The organism is Chryseobacterium vrystaatense (assembly GCF_000737765.1).
In the GTDB taxonomy this organism is placed as follows: Bacteria; Bacteroidota; Bacteroidia; order Flavobacteriales; family Weeksellaceae; genus Chryseobacterium; species Chryseobacterium vrystaatense.
The window spans coordinates 38,127-55,369 of sequence record NZ_JPRI01000012.1; the positions used below are offsets into that span (position 1 = coordinate 38,127).

A 17,243-nucleotide genomic window follows, 5' to 3' on the forward strand; every position below is an offset into this window, starting at 1 on the left:
TAAGATTTACTGTTTGATTATTTTTACTGTTTTTACCGTTTCATTGGCTGTATTTACTTTGACCATATAAGTCCCCGGTACTAAAGCTGAAACATCGGCTGTTCCTTTATTGTCATTGATCGCTTTAGTAAGCACCTGCTGACCCGCCATATTGTAAACCGTCATCGAAAGAATTTTTTGATCCAAAGAAATATTCAGAACATCCTGTACCGGATTAGGATATACTTTGAGGTCCAGACTGTTTTCCTCTGCTTCAGCCACGGCCATTATCGTGCTGGTATTGTTATATTTTATGACTGCTGCATTCTGTGCGTTTTTACCACACATGTAAAGGGAACTGAAATCTGGCGATGCGAAGAAATGGGTAAAGGTATTGAGGCTGTCCCCGCTATTGGGATGCGGGATATCAAACAAAACATAACCATTGGTTCCGAAAGTGGAATCAATGGTGCCATTCTGGTTATAGCGCGCCATGATCAGGTACGGATTGTTTACGGTACCCGTTTCAGGCATTACAGTCCCGCCAAGCAGAATTTTTCCGTCCGGCTGAATAAGTATTTTCGTAAAATCGGCTTTTTTATTGCTCTCGATAACAAGGTCCGGCAGGGTCAGATATCCATTTGTTCCAAATGAAATGAAATTAGCTCCTGCTGATGTATATTTTCCGATAACATTGACCATATTTTGGCCGCCCAGCAGATAAATATTATTAATTTTATCAAGAGCAACATCAGATTTTGCCGAGCTGTAATAAGCAGTATAAGAATGGGACTTCGTTACAGGCACCGTGCTCGAATTTGGCACAATCGCAAAGGTAGCCCTCCTATAATAGAAAGCATGCCCTTCCCGGTACGTTGATAAACCTGAAACAATAACCTGCCCGGTTGAAGAAACGTCAATATCTCCAATAATTTCATCGGTATAATAGCCTATGGATGTAGATGAAATATTGATACCCGAACCAGAAGAAGCATTGTAATTGTACGAGGTATCTTCTGTACCGTTCAGATTAATCCTCTTAACATAGTAATTGTTGTAGGTACCATAAGATGTAACACTGTTTCCGCCCATATAAATTTTCCCGTCATTTGACAGTTTCATACGGACACGGCCTTTAATATTATTTCCGATATTAAGTACCATAAATCCCGTCCCGTTACCAAATCCTGTATCTACGGTATTGTCAAAATTATAACGCCCCATTCTGTAGATATCGTTGAAATAATCTTTGGTCAGCAAAATAATCTGGTTATTAAGCGTCCAGTAATTTTCTATATAGTAAGATTCCTGAGCTATATTGACAACCCCGTTCACCCCAAAGGTGGTATCGGGTGCACCATTCGCGTTGAGTCTTTTGAATTTGGCTCCCTGAGTATAAATAATTTTGCCGTCAGGCTGTACAGACTCACCGAATGTAGCGCCTTCATTGTTAGCCACAAGTACATAGCCATTGGTTCCGAATGAAGCGTCAATAATACCGTCCTGCGACCAGGCCGGTGCAGAAAAAAGCATAAAGACGCCAATAGTAATTTTTTTCATGATAATTAGTTTTTCCCCTACTCTTAAAACTTTTCGGGCTTTGCTCCGTTTGATTGGTTTCTGGACTCCAATTGTAAATATCACGGCTTAAGCAAAACACCTCAGCTGTAGTATTATTTTAATATTTACCGTTTGATTATTTTTATAGTTTTTACAGTGACGCCGGCAGTATTTGCTTTAACCAGATAGGTCCCTGATCCTAAAACAGAAACATTTACAGTCCCTTTGGTGTCATTGATCACTTTAGTGAGTACCTGCTGACCCGCCATGTTGTATACCGTGACCGAAAGAATCTTTTGATCCAGCGAAACCATCAGGTAATCATGTACAGGATTGGGGAAGACTTTCAGATGATCCGATGGTATTGAATTTTCATCAGTTCCCAACGAACTTACCGGGCAGGCGATAGGAACAAGTGTATTTCTGTTAGTGGTTGTTCCGTCTCCAAGCTGTCCATAATTATTTCGCCCCCAGGCCCAAAGGGTTCCGTCTGTCTTGACTGTAAAATTAAAATTAAATCCTGCATCTGATTTCAGCCAGTTATTGGCGGTTCCGGCTTGTCCCGAATAAGAAGAATAGCTGTTTCCCCATTCCCACAGTGTTCCATCTGCTTTTATTCCAGCTGAATGATAATAACCTGCCGTACTGCTTTGCCAATTCGTAGCGGTTCCTATTTGTGTGGGAACACTTCTTGATGTTGTCGTTCCGTCACCTAATTGTCCCGTGCTGTTGTCTCCCCATGCCCATCGGGTACCGTCGGTTCTGAGAGCTACAGTATGAGAATCGCCAACATCAGCACTTTGCCAATTACCGGCTGTTCCAATTTGTATGGGGGCATTTCCTGAAATTGTATTTCCGTTGCCTAATTGTCCCTTGTTGTTATATCCCCACGTCCATAGTGTTCCGTCTGTTTTTATTCCTACCGAATGCCCGAATCCCGCACTTACGGTTTTCCAGTTATTGGATGTTCCAATTTGTGCCGGAGCATTTTTTGAAGCTGTTGTTCCATCACCCAACTGGCCAAACTGGTTATTACCCCATGCCCAAAGTGTTCCATCTGTTTTGATGGCTACTGTATGAGAACTTCCGGCAGCGACCGTAAGCCAGTCACTGGCAGTTCCAATTTGTATTGGAGTCTGCTTATTGACCGTAGTTCCGTCACCTAACTGGCCGTAGTTGTTATATCCCCATGCCCAAAGTGTCCCGTCCGTTTTTATTCCAAATGAATGACCATATCCCGCATTGGCAACCTGCCAGTTATTTGTTGTTCCAAGTTGTTTCGGATGAAGTCTGTTGGCGGCAGTTCCGTCACCTAACTGGCCATTGTTATTATACCCCCATGCCCAGAGTGTTCCGTCTGTTTTTATTCCTACCGTGTGACCATATCCTGCACTCGCAAACTCCCAGCATTGTGCAAATGTCTGAACACCGATGAGTATTAATGAAAAGTAAAGTTTCTTCATTCTATTTTATTTTAATTAAAAAAAAATGATTTTTTAAAAACATCAATAAACCTTGTTTTAACGTACAGCCTAAAGCCTTATCGTTTGATTACTTTTACCGTTTTTACAGCATCGCCGGCAGTATGTACTGTAACCAGAAAAGTTCCTGAAGGTAAAGCAGAAACATCAAGTGCTGCTTTATCATCGTCAACAGCCCTGGTAAGCAGATGTTGCCCTGACACATTATAAATGGATACGGAAGTCATTTTTTTGTCAAATGACAGGTTTAAGATGTCTTTCACCGGATTTGGATAAACTTTCAGTCCATGGGCAGCATCAAATTCTTCGATCCCTAAAACGCCACATACAATGGGAGTAAATGTATTCTTATTAACAGTCGTACCATCTCCCAGTTCACCAAACAAATTATATCCGGAACTGCTTAAATCACCAGTAGTGTTTTTCTGAAGTACATACATATATCCGGCAGAAACCTCGGAGGAATTTGACGTTAGACCTACTCTTTTTGGGATTACGGTATCAGGATCCCCACTTGTTCCGTTCCCCAGTTCGCCGTACATATTTCTTCCCCAGCTCCAAAGCGAATGATCTGTTTTGATGGCATAAGAAAAACTGGTTCCCCCAGATATACTTAACCAATTGGTATCAGTCCCTACACGTGTAGGGACATTTTTTGATATTTTGTCCCCCAGTCCAAGTTCTCCGTCGGAATTATCACCCCATGCCCATAATGTTCCGTCGGTTTTTATTCCTAATGAATGACCTTGACCTGCAGAAATAGTTTTCCAGTTAGCAGCGGTACCTATCTGAACAGGTTCATATTGTAATGCACTGCTACCGTCTCCAAGATTTCCGCCTGCATTCGAGCCCCATGCCCAGATGGTACCGTTTGTTTTTAGTCCGATCATATGGCTGATCCCAGCAGAAATACTTACCCAATTGGTTGCTGTACCAATCTTGGTAGGTACATTTTTAGATACAGAAGTTCCATCTCCAAGTTGTCCATAGTCATTAGTTCCCCACGTCCAAAGCGTTCCGTCGGTTTTAATTGCCGAGCAAGAAGTGTTTCCCACATTGATGCTTTTCCAATTGGTATCTGTGCCAATTTGCGTTGGTACTTTTACATAGGTTACTGTTGAGCCAATGCCCAGCTGCCCATTATTATTAAATCCCATAGACCAAATTGTACCATCAGATTTCAATCCCAGAGAAAGTGAACTTCCCGCACTTATCTGTACCCAGTCATTGGACGTACCTATCTGCTTAGGTATATTGCTGAAATTAGTGGTATTATCTCCAAACTGACCAAAATTATTTCTTCCCCAGGCCCACAGTGTCCCATCATTTTTTATTGCCATCGAATGATATTTTCCTGCACTCATACTTTGCCAGCATTGGGCAAATGACTGTAAACTGATCAGCATTAATAAAAAAAAGAAAATTTTTCTCATAATTAAGTTGTATTATATCGTGTTTACTCGTTTAGTTTTTCGGCTGAGCTCCGTTTAATGATTTCTGAATTCCATAAAGAAATGATCTGCTCATAGAATTTTTTACCAATCAAAATTAATTCATACAAAGACAAAAATTTCAGTCAATGAATAAGCGTTGGTTTTGAAAGGATATTCGTCAGTCAAGTAATACAGCATCGTAACAGATGCAATAGCAAATTTCTCCGGTATCTCTAAAGGCACTTCTTTTTTTCCTAATCGATCGCAGAATACCTGTTATGTATTTTATTAGCGGTATTATTTCAATCTGGTTTTGAGGAAATAATGGAATACATCATATGGATTAAATACGACTGCATGCTTTAAAGAATTGAGAATTTGATGTTATTTTAAATTGTTGGAAACAATTAATTTTGATGCATGAGCATCCATAGAGTACATTTCATTGTCATGGTTTAATTAATTTTCAAGCTTAGTTTTTAGTTTTTTTTTAATAACAAAAGTATCATCACCGATGATTTTATATTGTGGACTGCAAAAATATATTTTTCTTGCGGATGATCAAATAGTTAATCAAAAAAATAATATTGACTTTCTTTGTACCTGCTGTTGCTGTATTTTTATAAATCAGAATCTGAGTTTTTAGGGGGCTAAAGAATAGTTTGAGTATAATCCTGTTAATTTCACAAACAACAAAAGGCATCAATTTCTTTAAATTGATACCTTTCTATGTACAGATCTTTAATATCCAATATAATTACCAGATTTTCAGTTTCACTAAAGCCAAAAACAAAACAGTCGGCCAAAAGAATGCAGATCAACCAAAAAACCGATGATCCATGGTGTCCATTACCGTTTCAATTCCGTCTTTTCTTAACCAATCGTATTCTGTGTTAGCCAGTTCACCCGCAATGTAATGCAGCCGTTTTCTGCTGTCTGTTGCTGCTTCGTATACAATGTCAGCAATCGTTTCGGGAACATCCCGTTTGGTGGTTGAATCCGCCCTCATTGCTGTTATATATTGGTTGAAAACATCCTGATAACCGGCATGTGAAACCATTTGTGCATTGCTGCCAAAGTTGGTCTGCATATAAGCAGGAACCACTGTTTTGATCCTGATACCCAAAGCATTCAGCTCATAACTCATTCCCTCTGACCACTTTTCCAATGCTGACTTGGTGGCAGCATAAACGGAAACAAACGGATAAGGAATGTTAGCTGTTGAGGAGGTTACCGTAATAACAGTCCCGCTTTTCCTTGCCCTGAAATAGGGAAGAAAAGCTTTTGTAACAAGGAGTGTTCCTAAAAAATTAGTATTGATTTGCTGAACCAACTGTTCGTCGGTTATTCCTTCAAAAGGACCCATAAGACCATAGGCTGCATTATTCAAAAGAACATCAACCGGGCTTATTTTTTCTGTTTCTAAAGCTATTCCTGCAATTTGTTTCGGATCGCTGATGTCTAATTTTAAGAGGTGAATATTGGGAAACACTGTAAGCTCAGTTTCCTTTTCAGGATATCGCATTGTGGCAATTACGGTCCAGCCTTTTGAAGCAAATCGTATTGCGGTTGCTTTTCCTAATCCTGATGAAGCTCCTGTAATGAAAATCGTTTTGTCCATTTTTGTTATCTTTAAATTGATGTTACAAAAGTGCACCGATAAAAAAGGAACCTGTTTACCATTTGGTAAAAAGCAACTTAGCGGATGTTTTTTCTTATTCTGCTTAATGACTGTTGTGTAATCCCCAAATAAGAAGCGATGTACGACAAAGGAATACGGTTGACGAGTGTAGGGTATTTTTCCATAAATTCCAGATAGCGGGTGGTAGCATCCTGTGATACCAGCGGGCTTACCCTTTCCAGTTTCTGAGCAAGTGATTTATTCGTAATTTTTTGAATGATGCTTTCCCAACCAACAATTGTATCTGAAATTTCTTTCCAGTCCTGATTAGAAAACACAAGAAGTTTGCAATGGGTTGCAGCCTGTATATATTCTGTGGAAGGCACGTTCTTCAGATTGAAAAGCAGATGTTTTTCCTCAATAAATATTTTGGTAATCTCCTCCCCTTTGTTGTTGTAATAACAAATACGGAGAATACCATCCAAAACAAAACCCACCTGCCTCAATACTTTTCCTGCTTCTGCAAAATATTCATCTTTGCCTAGCTCAATCTCTTCTGCTTTGCCTGTAATAAGATCAATCTGCTGTTTGTTCAAATGACCAGACTGCAATATGTATTCTATAAACTCTTCCATCATTACAAAGGTAGTATTTATCATTACGAAGCATTTACCATTTGGTAAAAAGTCGCTGCCGGAATTGATATTTCAAGACATTTCTAAGCCTACCTTTTTCTATTCTTTAAAATCCGTTGACGAAGAAAGGTTTTTCCACTGTCTCAGCTGTTCTGATAAATGAATGATTTTGTTTTCTGCTCTTTGGGCCGCATCGGACCCTAAAAACAATAATGCCGGGGGATCCACTGCCTCTGTTAACGTAATAAAAACATCCGCGATTTTGTCCGGATCTCCTAATTGCCTGCCATCTATTTCATCCATCTTTTGATGTGCCGTACGCAGAAACTGATAATCACCGATCTGATTTTGGCTGAAAGCAATGGAGTCCGGTTTAGCAAAACTGGTACGAAACCATCCTGGCAAAACTGCCGTTACATTGATTCCCAAAGGCTTCAAATCGTTGGCTAATGCCTCTGACAAACCTGTTACTGCAAATTTTGCAGCTGAATACAAACTCCAGCCTAATCCGGGCGCAAAACCGGCAATCGATGAAATATTAATAATATGCCCTGAATGCTGGTTTCTTAAATAAGGTAAAACGTGCTGAATAACCTTTACAACAGCAAAGAAATTGATCTGAAAGTTTTCTTCAATTTCTTCAGCGCTGAGCTCTTCCAGAGCCCCTCCCAATCCATAACCTGCATTATTTACAACAACATCCAAACTGCCAAACTTCTCTATGGCCCTTTCCACAGATTGAGCAATGGACCGCTCATTTGTTAAATCAACTTCTAAGGGCAAAAAATGATCTCTATCAGCATTCAGCTCTTCGAAGGCAGCAATCATTCTTGAAGTAGCCGCTACTCTGTGACCTTTTTCCAGTAGTTTTCTGACTAATGAAAGTCCCATTCCTTTCGATGCACCTGTAATATACCAGGTTTTTGTATGACTCATATGCTTTATTTTTATGCAAAATTACCCCATCCCTGCAATGAAATTTTGTCACAAACAAACCGATATTTATCAAATTCAAACCTATCTTAAACTGGTAGGGCTCCTTTGGGTATGCTTTTTAATAAAATGATTAAAATGAGCCTGATCTTCAAATCCCAGGACATAACTGATTTCAGAAATACTCCAGTCTGTGTACTTTAAAAGAATTTTGGCTTCAGAAACAAGCCGTTCAAAGATATGTTCAGTAGTTGTTTTTCCCGTCTGTTTTTTTATGGCACGATTAAGATAATTGACATGGATGGATAACCGTTCTGCAAAAGTTTTTGGCGAACGTAATTCAAACCGCTGGGCGGTAGATTCAATAGGAAACTGACGTTCCAGCAACTCCAAAAATACTGAAGTAATTCTTGCTGCTGCATGGGTATGATCAGAAGAAATACTGACGGGCTGCAATTTCATACCGAAGTAAATCAATTCGCTGACGTAATTTTTAATAAGTTCGTATTTGTACAAAAAGTCTGAATCAATCTCTTTGATGATCTTTTCAAATATTGCCTTTATCTCTAAAGCCTGCTCCTCTTTTAAACTGTAAACAGGATAAGTACCTGCTGTAAACACGGGCAGCTCAAATAGGTTTAAACGAACATTTCCTTTAAAAAATTCATCTTTAAAAACACAAAAGCACCCTTTAGTATCAGGTGCCAAATCTTCATAAGTGTATGGTACATGAGGATTAAAGAAAAGCAGGGTATTTCCGGTTATGGGAATACTCCGGTCACCATAATGAAATATATTATCACCCTGAAACAACATAATCTTATGAAAATCTCTCCGAATAAACGTTGGTGATGAGGTTCCGGAATTTATTCTGTCTTCAATTCTAAAGACATTAAACTGTCCGTCATTTTTTGGAAGATCTCCGGACAGAATACCATATTTATTTCTGTAAAACTGTTCAAGTGTTTCGGTAGTTTTTGCCATAACCCTTAGTTTTTTCTGTTTAAATAAGGCTTTACCTTATATCATATTTGCGAATACATATCCATAAAACACTGCAAAGCTCTCGACCCCGGTCCGTCTTTTCTAAAAACAAGAAGGGTATTCATTGTTCCCAACTGTTTGCTCAAACCATAGCTTTTGATTTCTCTTCCTGAATAACAGGCAGAGACAATTTCTTCCGGAAGTATACTGATTCCCAATCCTGCTTCTACGAAATTAACGATTCCTTCGATGGAATTGACTACCGTACTTTTATAATTAAGAATTCCTTTATGACTCAGCCAGGATTCCAGCCTCTCTCTAAAAATACAGCCTTTGTCAAATACTACAATTTTCAAAGGTTCCTTGGTAAGTAATGTTGACAGCTGCGGTCCCTTCGAAGAGGCTACCATCACAAGCTGTTCTTCTTTGATACTGATCTTTTCCAACCCGTTGATATTAATCGGGGCAGAAACAAATGCTGCATCAAGCCTGTAATTCAGAACATCCAGTATAAGGGAGTCTCTTGTATCTGATTTAAATTCAAGTTCGACATCGGGGTATTTTTCCTCAAAAACACGGTAGATCTCGGGAGCTTTTAATGCCATAGTGGTTTCTATGCATCCTATTTTCAGACAGCCTCTGATCCTGTCACTGCTTCGGATATTGTGTTTGGCCTCCTCCATCAAATGCTGGATCTGTTTGCAATACTGCATCAGGATCAGACCTTCAGGAGTGAGCTCCACCTTGCGGGAGGTCCGGGAGAAAAGTTTAGTATCAAATTCTTCTTCAAGACTTTTTATTCTTGCGGTCACATTCGACTGAACCGTATACATCATCGTGGCAGCTTTTGTAAAACTTCCACTCTCTGCTACGGCTTCAAATATCTTCAAATCGTTTGTATTCATTTTAATTAATCACTAAATATGATTACAGCTATTAAAATTAATCGTTTTTAATAATCAAATATCTGTATTAATTTTGAAATCTCAAAAGAAATCAATGAAAATAATATTCAGACCATTTATGACAGCCCTGTCAATAGCCTTATTCACAAGCAATATCGCAATGGCACAATCTAATCAAAAATTAAATTTAAACAATCACATTATGGAAAACCAATCCATTCATTACCGCAACATCAAAGTAAATGATGTAAACCTGTTTTACAGAGAAGCAGGCCCCGCTGATGCTCCTACTATTCTGTTGCTGCACGGCTATCCTACCTCATCTCATATGTTCAGAAACTTAATTCCTGTATTGAGCAGGGAATATCATGTCATCGCACCTGATCTGCCGGGATTCGGTTATTCGGATGCTCCGGATCATAAGCAATTCGATTACACCTTTGACAATCTTGCCAGGATGATAGAGTCGTTTACAGACAAGCTGGGAATGAAACGCTTTGCCGTATACATCTTTGACTATGGTGCACCCGTGGGACTTCGTCTGGCTATGAACCATCCAGAAAAAATAACTGGTATCATTTCCCAAAACGGAAATGCATATAAAGAAGGATTAAGTAAAGAGTGGAATCCGATACAGAAATACTGGAGTGATCCGTCGGAGGCCAACCGCACCGCACTGAAAGACTTTGTTTCGAAAGAAGCCACCTACTTTCAATATCATCATGGGGTAGCTGATCCTTCTTTAATAGCACCGGAAGCTTATACGCTGGACCAGAAATTCCTAGACAGACCGGGCAACATAGAGATCCAGCTGGATCTGGTAAAAGATTACAGAACCAATGTGGCCTTATATCCTAAGTTCCATGAATATTTCAGAAAATACCAGCCCAAATTATTATTAGTCTGGGGAAATAAAGATCCTTACTTCCTGCCTGAAGGTGCTGAAGCTTATAAAAAAGATCTACCGGATGCCAGACTAAAATTTTATGACACCGGTCATTTTGCACTGGAAACCAATGCCCTGGAGATTGGCACTGAAATACTTGAATTTATGAAGACTCTGCACAAATAGCCCCCACAAAAGAGAAGAAAAATATAATTTAAAAACAATTCTCGCCAAAAATCAAAGCTGTCCCGTAGTACTGGAATAAAAGAAATTTCCCATTCTCCAAGGTCTCCTGACTTTGGAGATTTTATTTAGTTTTTGAATGGACTCTAGCTTTTAATATTAATTCAGTTTTAGAAGATGTGGGAAAAGGTAATGAGCAGATATTTTTTTAAAACGCAAAGCTTTTATCTCGGGAACATTTAGTTTTAAGGAAAGCAAAGTAGGCGACTCTGTCGCTGATTAAGCGACTGAATAAAACGCATGCTTCATCAAATCAATCAAAGATTGATGCTCTCTTTGCTTCCTAAACTATGTATTGCTTAAATAAACCTTTGCGTCTATGAAATTCTTATATTACAGATACCAAAGCATTTATTATTAAACGCAAAGTTTTTACTTCCAGAATGTTCCAGTTTTAAGGAAAGCAAAGAAGGCGACTCTGTCGCGGATGAAGCGGATGCATAAACGTGCGCTTCATCGAATCAATCAAAGATTGATGCTCTCTTTGCTTCCTAAACTATGTATTGCTTAAATAAAACTTTGCGTCTATGAAACTCTTTATTACAGATACCAAAGCATTTATTATTAAACGCAAAGTTTTTACTTCCAGAATGTTCCAGTTTTAAGGAAAGCAAAGAAGGCGACTCTGTCGCGGATGAAGCGGATGCATAAAACGTGCGCTTAATCGAATCAATCACGGATTGATTCATTCTTTGCTTCCTAAACTATGCATGGCTTACATAAACCTTTGCGTCTATGAAATTCTTCTATTACAGATACCAAAGCATTTATTATTAAACGCAAAGTTTTTACTTCCAGAATGTTCCAGTTTTAAGGAAAGCAAAGAAGGCGACTCTGTCGCGGATGAAGCGGATGCATAAACGTGCGCTTAATCGAATCAATCACGGATTGATTCATTCTTTGCTTCCTAAACTATGCAATTGCTTAAATAAAACTTTGCGTCTATGAAACTCTTGTATTACGGATATCAAAGCACTTATTTTTAAACGCAAAGCTTTTATTTCGAGAGCGGTTAGTTTTAAGGAAAGCAAAGTAGGCGACGCTGTCGCTGATGAAGCTGAATGGTTAAAACGCATGCTTTATCAAATCAATCAAAGATTGATGCTCTCTTTGCTTCCTAAACTATGTATTGCTTAAATAAAACTTTGCGTCTATGAAACTCTTGTATTACGGATATCAAAGCACTTATTTTTAAACGCAAAGCTTTTACTTCGAGAGCGGTTAGTTTTAAGGAAAGCAAAGAAGGCGACGCTGTCGCTAATGAAGCTGAATGGATAAAACGCATGCTTCATCAAATTAATCAAGGATTGATTCTCTCTTTGCTTCCTAAACTATGAACCTAATATTAATCCTTGCGTCTATGAAATTTCTATTCATTTTTCACTCTTCACTTTTCATTATTCATTTTTGTTTCTCTCTCCTTTCAAGAATAAGATGCGCTGCATCCAGCATTTTGGTCAGATGGATGTACGGACTCACGATATTCCTTTCCGGTACATAATCGTAGACGCCCAATGAGAAATAGATAATCCCGGACATAAAATAGTCGAACTCTTCTATACTGTATTCCCGGAATGCTTTTTTAAAGACTAAAAGAGGGTTTTGGAATTCCTTCTCCGAAAGCAAACCGAGAAGCAACAGAGAATCACTCTCCAACGAAGCATTGATGGTCCTGTTCTTTTTCTTCAATGTGATGAGATAACCCGCACGAACAAACGACTGCATAGACTGACGAAAAAGGTAGATGTCGGAAGGATTTTCTTTTATCCAGCTATTCCTTTTTACCGCATAATTCATAATGCTGTTTAATTTCTCTTTAGAAGCTGCCAGATTATTGATCTGAAAAAATGCTTCCATCAGCTTTACCCCGGATTGCTTCTTATTATCTGCCCCAAACCGGGACTGAAAATCTGTTCTGGTCTTTTTCATGAGTTGTATTTTATAAAGTAATTTTATAAGGATCGGATCGTTGTAAACCTGTTTACACTTTTACAGGTTTCCAATTCTTCAAACACTATGACATTCATACAATCTATTATTTAAAACACTTTAATTGTAAAAAGGGCGGAAGTCCTGCCAATGCCGAACTTCACGCCCATACAAGACAAAAAATAAATTATGATAAACTTTGTGTTTTTCTGAAAGCCCGAAGGCCGCAATGGATTGTACACCCCATTGTAACATGTCATGATACTTTATGTTGTGGGCAAGCTTAGAAAAGGTCATTGTAGAAAAGCAGAAATGCATAAAAATAAAACGGCATGAGACTCTACAATATCTGCTTTTGAGGTACTGGTATACCGTGAGACAGATAAGGAGAGCTCACGCCTAGGTCGTGAGCTTAATACTTATCCTCTTGTCTCAATTAAATTACCAGTTTTCAAAAGCAAGATTCTAAGCAATAGCTTCTAATATTCGTTGAAGTATCGCAAAGCTACAATCTAATTGTAACATTAAAAAACAAATATAACAAAATAACGACATATACGTCGTTGAAAATGTAGTTTTTTATAAATTATTTTACAGTAATGGAATATCATAAAAAGATTTTTAGATATAAAGTAGCTGTAGGTGCCGTTAATAAGAAACTGAGAGAAAATATTATTGTCAGTGGAAAACCGATGACACAAGAATATCTAAATAATGATATTTTAGAAAAATATAATATAGTTTGGAATGCTGGCAGAGAAGAATCTCTTCCAAATACAACTATTGAAAATATCTACCTAATATGTGATTACTTTAAAATTGAAATAGATTTTTATTTTCAATTTGTAAAAAAAATTACTGATGAAGAAATTAACGATTCAATAAAGTCAAAGAAAAAATTAAGCAGATTACATTCTCTTCTATAAATAGGTCATCAAAATCAACCTAAAATAGCTACTCCTTTTTTGCTGAATATTTTATGGAGACAAAACTGCATGAGACTTTACAATATCCCTCATAGAGGTACTTATATACCCTGCACACAGATAAGAGAGTTCACGCCTAGATCATCAGCTGTTTACCTATCCTCTTGTTTCCTAAAAATTACCAGTTTTCTATGACAAGATTCTAAGCAATAGCTTCTAATATTCGTTGAAGTATCGCAAAGCTACATTTATTGTAGCTTATTTTACAAATGTAATAAAAAATAACAATACTGGCATATATCCCAATAAGATTTATTTTTTATAAATGCAATTTGCTTGAAAACATAGTATTAATGGATTTTAGCAAAGACCTGCAGATTTTGATAGGAAAGCGTATCTCCGAAATTAGAATGGAAAATAATCAAACTCAACAAGATTTGGAATTTCTAACAGGTATTGATTCAGCAGAAGTGAGTAAGTATGAAAAAGGTAAAAGGAATTTAACTTTAAAAACTATGATAAAATTTGCTGTAGCCTTACAAATCCATCCTAAAGAGCTTTTTAATTTTGATTTTGACATCAATAGATATAAGAATGAAGAGTAGATAAAAATCCTAAAAACGTTGTGGCTTATAAACCACTTTTATCAAAGATTACACCCGCTCTAAGAAGTTTATTACTTTGGAGCATGTTTTAAAAAGGATTGTTTTATTTATTTCTTCAAATTCATAATACTTTGCACAACGGATATTTTTTTAACAGGATTTTTCAAAACAAAATATTAAATATTCCGTTTAATTCTTAAATTTGACCAATGCGAAAGAATCTTTATCTCATCATTATATTATTTTCCTTTAGCAGCTGCTATACGTACCAGGTAAAAAAACAAGTGGTGGCAGCGACCGACAGTAAACAAGAATCCAAAAAGAATACAGCTCCTGTTAATACTGCTTCTATGGCCTTGCAAAATACAAAAGCTGAATCACAAATCCTGAACGCACCACAAGCGCCTGTTCCTATCAATGTTCAGGAGACCCTTGCACCTAATAAAAAATTTAAAATTAACGTAGACGGCAAGTCTTATAAAATAATCGTTGATAAGTGGGAAAGCGACAGTCTGGTTGCCCACCCGATCAGCAATCCTAAAAAAATTCTGAAGTTCCATAAAAATCAGATCAATGCTGAGAAAATTGCGGAAAAACGTTTTTCACAACCTATTGCTGATATTATTACAGTTACAGCATATGCCGGAATTGGTGTTTTAATCTGGTCGCTTATCCGATAATTTTTTAAAGCTTTTCCGGTACTTATAGAAGATGCTTTTTTCTTAAACATTTCATGCCCCTCAGTTTAAAGGATCCCGGCACTCTAACTTAATGATTTAAAATCATCAAGAATATCGGCAATCAAAAGCATCCCAGCTTTTGAGATTCAATTTCAATCCAGCCATAAACATTATCGGAAAAAACTTATTTCCAATATCTCCCTCATATAGCAAAACCGTAATTACAAAATTTGCTGTATCTTGGTACTACTCAACACCTATTTATGAAAATCATCAATTACACAAAAATTTTCAGAGAAGACTGCATCAAAATCTTCAAGAGTAATATGCCTAAATTTTTTGCTGCCGAAGAATTACCGTTCTTTGAAAGCTTTCTGGATGATGATACCGAAGAGAACTACTTTGTGATTAAAATGGATGCTCAGATAATAGGATGCGGTGGTTTTTTTTTAGATACCAAAAGTAATGTTGGAGGATTATCCTGGGGAATGGTTCACGCCGATTATCATGGAAAAGGAATTGGAAAAGCATTTACCCAATACAGAATCGATTTGTTAAAAAAAACCTACCCTGCCATACCCTACAAAATTGAAACCTCACAGCATACCGCTGAATTTTATAAAAAGAATGGTTTCAGAACGGTAGAGATTGTGCCGGATGGATTTAGTAAAGGAATTGATAAATACACGATGATGATGGATGTTATTTAATGGTAATGTATTCGACCTTCTTACTTTGGAGATTTTATTTCAACACAATAAAATATATCTATGAAAATAAAACTCAGCTATCTGCTTATTTTGCTCTATACCCTTGTAAGCTGTCAGGAAAAATCTATCATTAATGACCTGAAATTTTCCAGCTATTCCGGACATCCTAAAAAAATTACAGAGACCGTCACTTTTGCCAACCAGGATATTGATAAAAGTATTTCTTATTTTGACAAAGATGGTTTTCTCACCAAAATTGAATCCTACAATATCGTTAAAAGCGAATTTCCGGATAAAAGACTGATCAGTGATATTCTTACTTATGATGTAACGAATAAAGCCAAACGTCATTTCAAATCCATTAATGCTGAAAATAAAAAGGTAGGGGCTACAGGCTATTTTGAGAAAGTTTCCGATTCGCTGTATAGAAGAGTTTCAAATTCTGATGCACCTCCGATGTCACTCAACAAGTTACTGTATCTCGACAAAAATAACCGCCTTATAAAAACAGAAGAAACCGGAAACTTTAACGGAACTCCCATTCATAGTATTATTCTATATACCTATAGCAAGGGCGCAAAAAGTGAAATGACAGTTGAAGATCTTACCCATCACAAAAAGAACAGGTTGATCTGTAAAAATTTAAATCCTGACTCACAAGGCAATTTTCTTTATGAAGAATTAGTGGATGAGCATGGAACTGTACACCTGAAAACAGAAAGAGAATTTGAATATTATTAAAAGTAAAGTCATAAGAATAGTGTCCTAACAAACGGCTCAACTCCAAAGCTTATTTACATCGGTGATCATCAATAGATGAATAAAGAATGTTTTTCACTTCATATGGTAATTTGATTTTTGTACCGAAGCCTCCCCATCAGAAAACCAATTGAAGGAAACAGAAAAGAACTGCACGTTCCAATACACAGGAAGCCAAAATCACCGCTAAACAAGGGAAAATTTATAAAACCTAAATAAGCCCAATGCATATTAAGCCAGTAATGCATCAGGAAAAACCCTACTGCCCCATCACCGCCACTGAATAAAGAACTATCTCCAGTACCTCCATTTGAAACGATATACCCCAATACTAACACCAGATTGACGAAAAACATCCAAAGAACAGACCGGTATTTCATTTGGTGTTTCGCATTAAGAAATCCTCCATAAATGGTCATTAATAAAGCGATAATGAAACATACCGTCCGTGCAGCGGACAAGTTTCTATCACCCGCAGATAAGTAAAAATCATATCCTAAAGGAATGCATAAAAAATAGAACAGAATTGAATAATTGATCTTCATCTTCTTATTTGGGTTTTACAAGTTTCTCCGTTATGGTTTCATGTTTTCGGTTTTCGGCTGAAAAATCCCCACCATTCCAAATCATCAAATCCCCGGCCCAAAACCTCTTTCCCCATGCCTAAATGTTTCACTTTTTTATTTCCGAAAATAATTTCCAAACCCAGTTTTTCATTTTCGGTGTTTTGAACAATGTTGACAGTGTCCGGTAAATGGTCTCCATCCAAATCGCAGGAAATTGAATTTGGACTGTGTTTTTGTGATAAAACAATAATGTCCTTTGTATTTGGATTTGATTTTGGTGAAGTACTTTCCTGCGGTTGGGTGGCTTTTTTATGAGTGGTTGGAGTTCCGGTTATTTCGTTTTTTGGCTGTTCTTTTTTTCGTTTTGGCTGCTTACCATCCTCAGAGCATTAAAAGAGACAGAGCTGA

Annotated in this window: 17 protein-coding genes; 6 read left to right on the plus strand and 11 right to left on the minus strand. The window is 37.4% G+C overall.

The features are described 5' to 3' along the window. Positions 1-6 precede the first annotated feature (6 nt). The 8 genes from IW16_RS22520 to IW16_RS22555 all read right to left on the minus strand — a co-directional run bounded on the left by IW16_RS22520 (position 7) and on the right by IW16_RS22555 (position 9,531). Positions 7-1,539, minus strand: coding sequence for a T9SS type A sorting domain-containing protein (locus IW16_RS22520; protein WP_034750085.1), 1,533 nt, complete (start codon positions 1,537-1,539; stop codon positions 7-9). 125 nt (positions 1,540-1,664) lie between these two features. Beyond that, complete coding sequence (locus tag IW16_RS22525; RefSeq protein WP_051890628.1) at positions 1,665-3,002, minus strand: RCC1 domain-containing protein; 1,338 nt, start codon at positions 3,000-3,002, stop codon at positions 1,665-1,667. A gap of 77 nt (positions 3,003-3,079) precedes the next feature. Beyond that, positions 3,080-4,453: a T9SS type A sorting domain-containing protein gene (locus IW16_RS22530; protein WP_084694604.1), complete on the minus strand. Its 1,374-nt coding sequence runs from the start codon at positions 4,451-4,453 to the stop codon at positions 3,080-3,082. A gap of 817 nt (positions 4,454-5,270) precedes the next feature. Continuing rightward, positions 5,271-6,074, minus strand: coding sequence for an SDR family oxidoreductase (locus IW16_RS22535; protein WP_034750089.1), 804 nt, complete (start codon positions 6,072-6,074; stop codon positions 5,271-5,273). Between the two features lie 77 nt (positions 6,075-6,151). After that, positions 6,152-6,709, minus strand: a complete 558-nt coding sequence (locus tag IW16_RS22540) for a Crp/Fnr family transcriptional regulator (RefSeq protein ID WP_034751254.1) — start codon at positions 6,707-6,709, stop codon at positions 6,152-6,154. Between the two features lie 99 nt (positions 6,710-6,808). Then, positions 6,809-7,645 carry an SDR family NAD(P)-dependent oxidoreductase gene (locus tag IW16_RS22545; RefSeq protein ID WP_034750092.1) on the minus strand — a complete coding sequence of 279 codons (837 nt, stop codon included), beginning with the start codon at positions 7,643-7,645 and terminating at the stop codon, positions 6,809-6,811. 81 nt (positions 7,646-7,726) lie between these two features. Next, a complete protein-coding gene (locus IW16_RS22550) occupies positions 7,727-8,626 on the minus strand; it encodes a helix-turn-helix domain-containing protein (RefSeq protein WP_034750095.1) in 900 nt (299 codons plus the stop codon). A gap of 41 nt (positions 8,627-8,667) precedes the next feature. Then, complete coding sequence (locus tag IW16_RS22555) at positions 8,668-9,531, minus strand: LysR family transcriptional regulator (protein ID WP_034750098.1); 864 nt, start codon at positions 9,529-9,531, stop codon at positions 8,668-8,670. A 94-nt stretch (positions 9,532-9,625) separates the two neighbouring features. Here IW16_RS22555 and IW16_RS22560 point away from each other — a divergent pair, with 94 nt between their 5' ends. Then, positions 9,626-10,603, plus strand: a complete 978-nt coding sequence (locus IW16_RS22560) for an alpha/beta fold hydrolase (protein ID WP_084694605.1) — start codon at positions 9,626-9,628, stop codon at positions 10,601-10,603. A gap of 1,458 nt (positions 10,604-12,061) precedes the next feature. Here the strand turns inward: IW16_RS22560 and IW16_RS22565 are convergent. Further along, on the minus strand, positions 12,062-12,589 hold the full coding sequence (locus IW16_RS22565) for a hypothetical protein (RefSeq protein WP_034750101.1): 528 nt from the start codon (positions 12,587-12,589) through the stop codon (positions 12,062-12,064). Between the two features lie 599 nt (positions 12,590-13,188). Here IW16_RS22565 and IW16_RS22570 point away from each other — a divergent pair. From IW16_RS22570 to IW16_RS22590, 5 genes are all read left to right on the plus strand, one after another. After that, a complete protein-coding gene (locus tag IW16_RS22570; protein ID WP_034750104.1) occupies positions 13,189-13,515 on the plus strand; it encodes a hypothetical protein in 327 nt (108 codons plus the stop codon). A gap of 353 nt (positions 13,516-13,868) precedes the next feature. After that, positions 13,869-14,120 (plus strand): helix-turn-helix domain-containing protein, encoded by a 252-nt coding sequence (locus IW16_RS22575; RefSeq protein ID WP_034750106.1) that lies wholly within the window; start codon positions 13,869-13,871, stop codon positions 14,118-14,120. Positions 14,121-14,329: 209 nt separating this feature from the next. Then, on the plus strand, positions 14,330-14,800 hold the full coding sequence (locus IW16_RS22580) for a hypothetical protein (protein WP_034750109.1): 471 nt from the start codon (positions 14,330-14,332) through the stop codon (positions 14,798-14,800). Positions 14,801-15,063: 263 nt separating this feature from the next. After that, on the plus strand, positions 15,064-15,510 hold the full coding sequence (locus IW16_RS22585) for a GNAT family N-acetyltransferase (RefSeq protein ID WP_034750111.1): 447 nt from the start codon (positions 15,064-15,066) through the stop codon (positions 15,508-15,510). A gap of 60 nt (positions 15,511-15,570) precedes the next feature. Then, positions 15,571-16,251 carry a hypothetical protein gene (locus IW16_RS22590; RefSeq protein WP_034750124.1) on the plus strand — a complete coding sequence of 227 codons (681 nt, stop codon included), beginning with the start codon at positions 15,571-15,573 and terminating at the stop codon, positions 16,249-16,251. A gap of 98 nt (positions 16,252-16,349) precedes the next feature. On the opposite strand, the gene IW16_RS22595 is transcribed toward IW16_RS22590, so the two are convergent. Next, entirely contained in the window at positions 16,350-16,814 is a 465-nt protein-coding gene (locus IW16_RS22595; RefSeq protein WP_034750127.1) for a hypothetical protein, read from the minus strand. A 38-nt stretch (positions 16,815-16,852) separates the two neighbouring features. Next, complete coding sequence (locus IW16_RS22600) at positions 16,853-17,038, minus strand: hypothetical protein (RefSeq protein WP_051890633.1); 186 nt, start codon at positions 17,036-17,038, stop codon at positions 16,853-16,855. Positions 17,039-17,243: the final 205 nt, after the last annotated feature.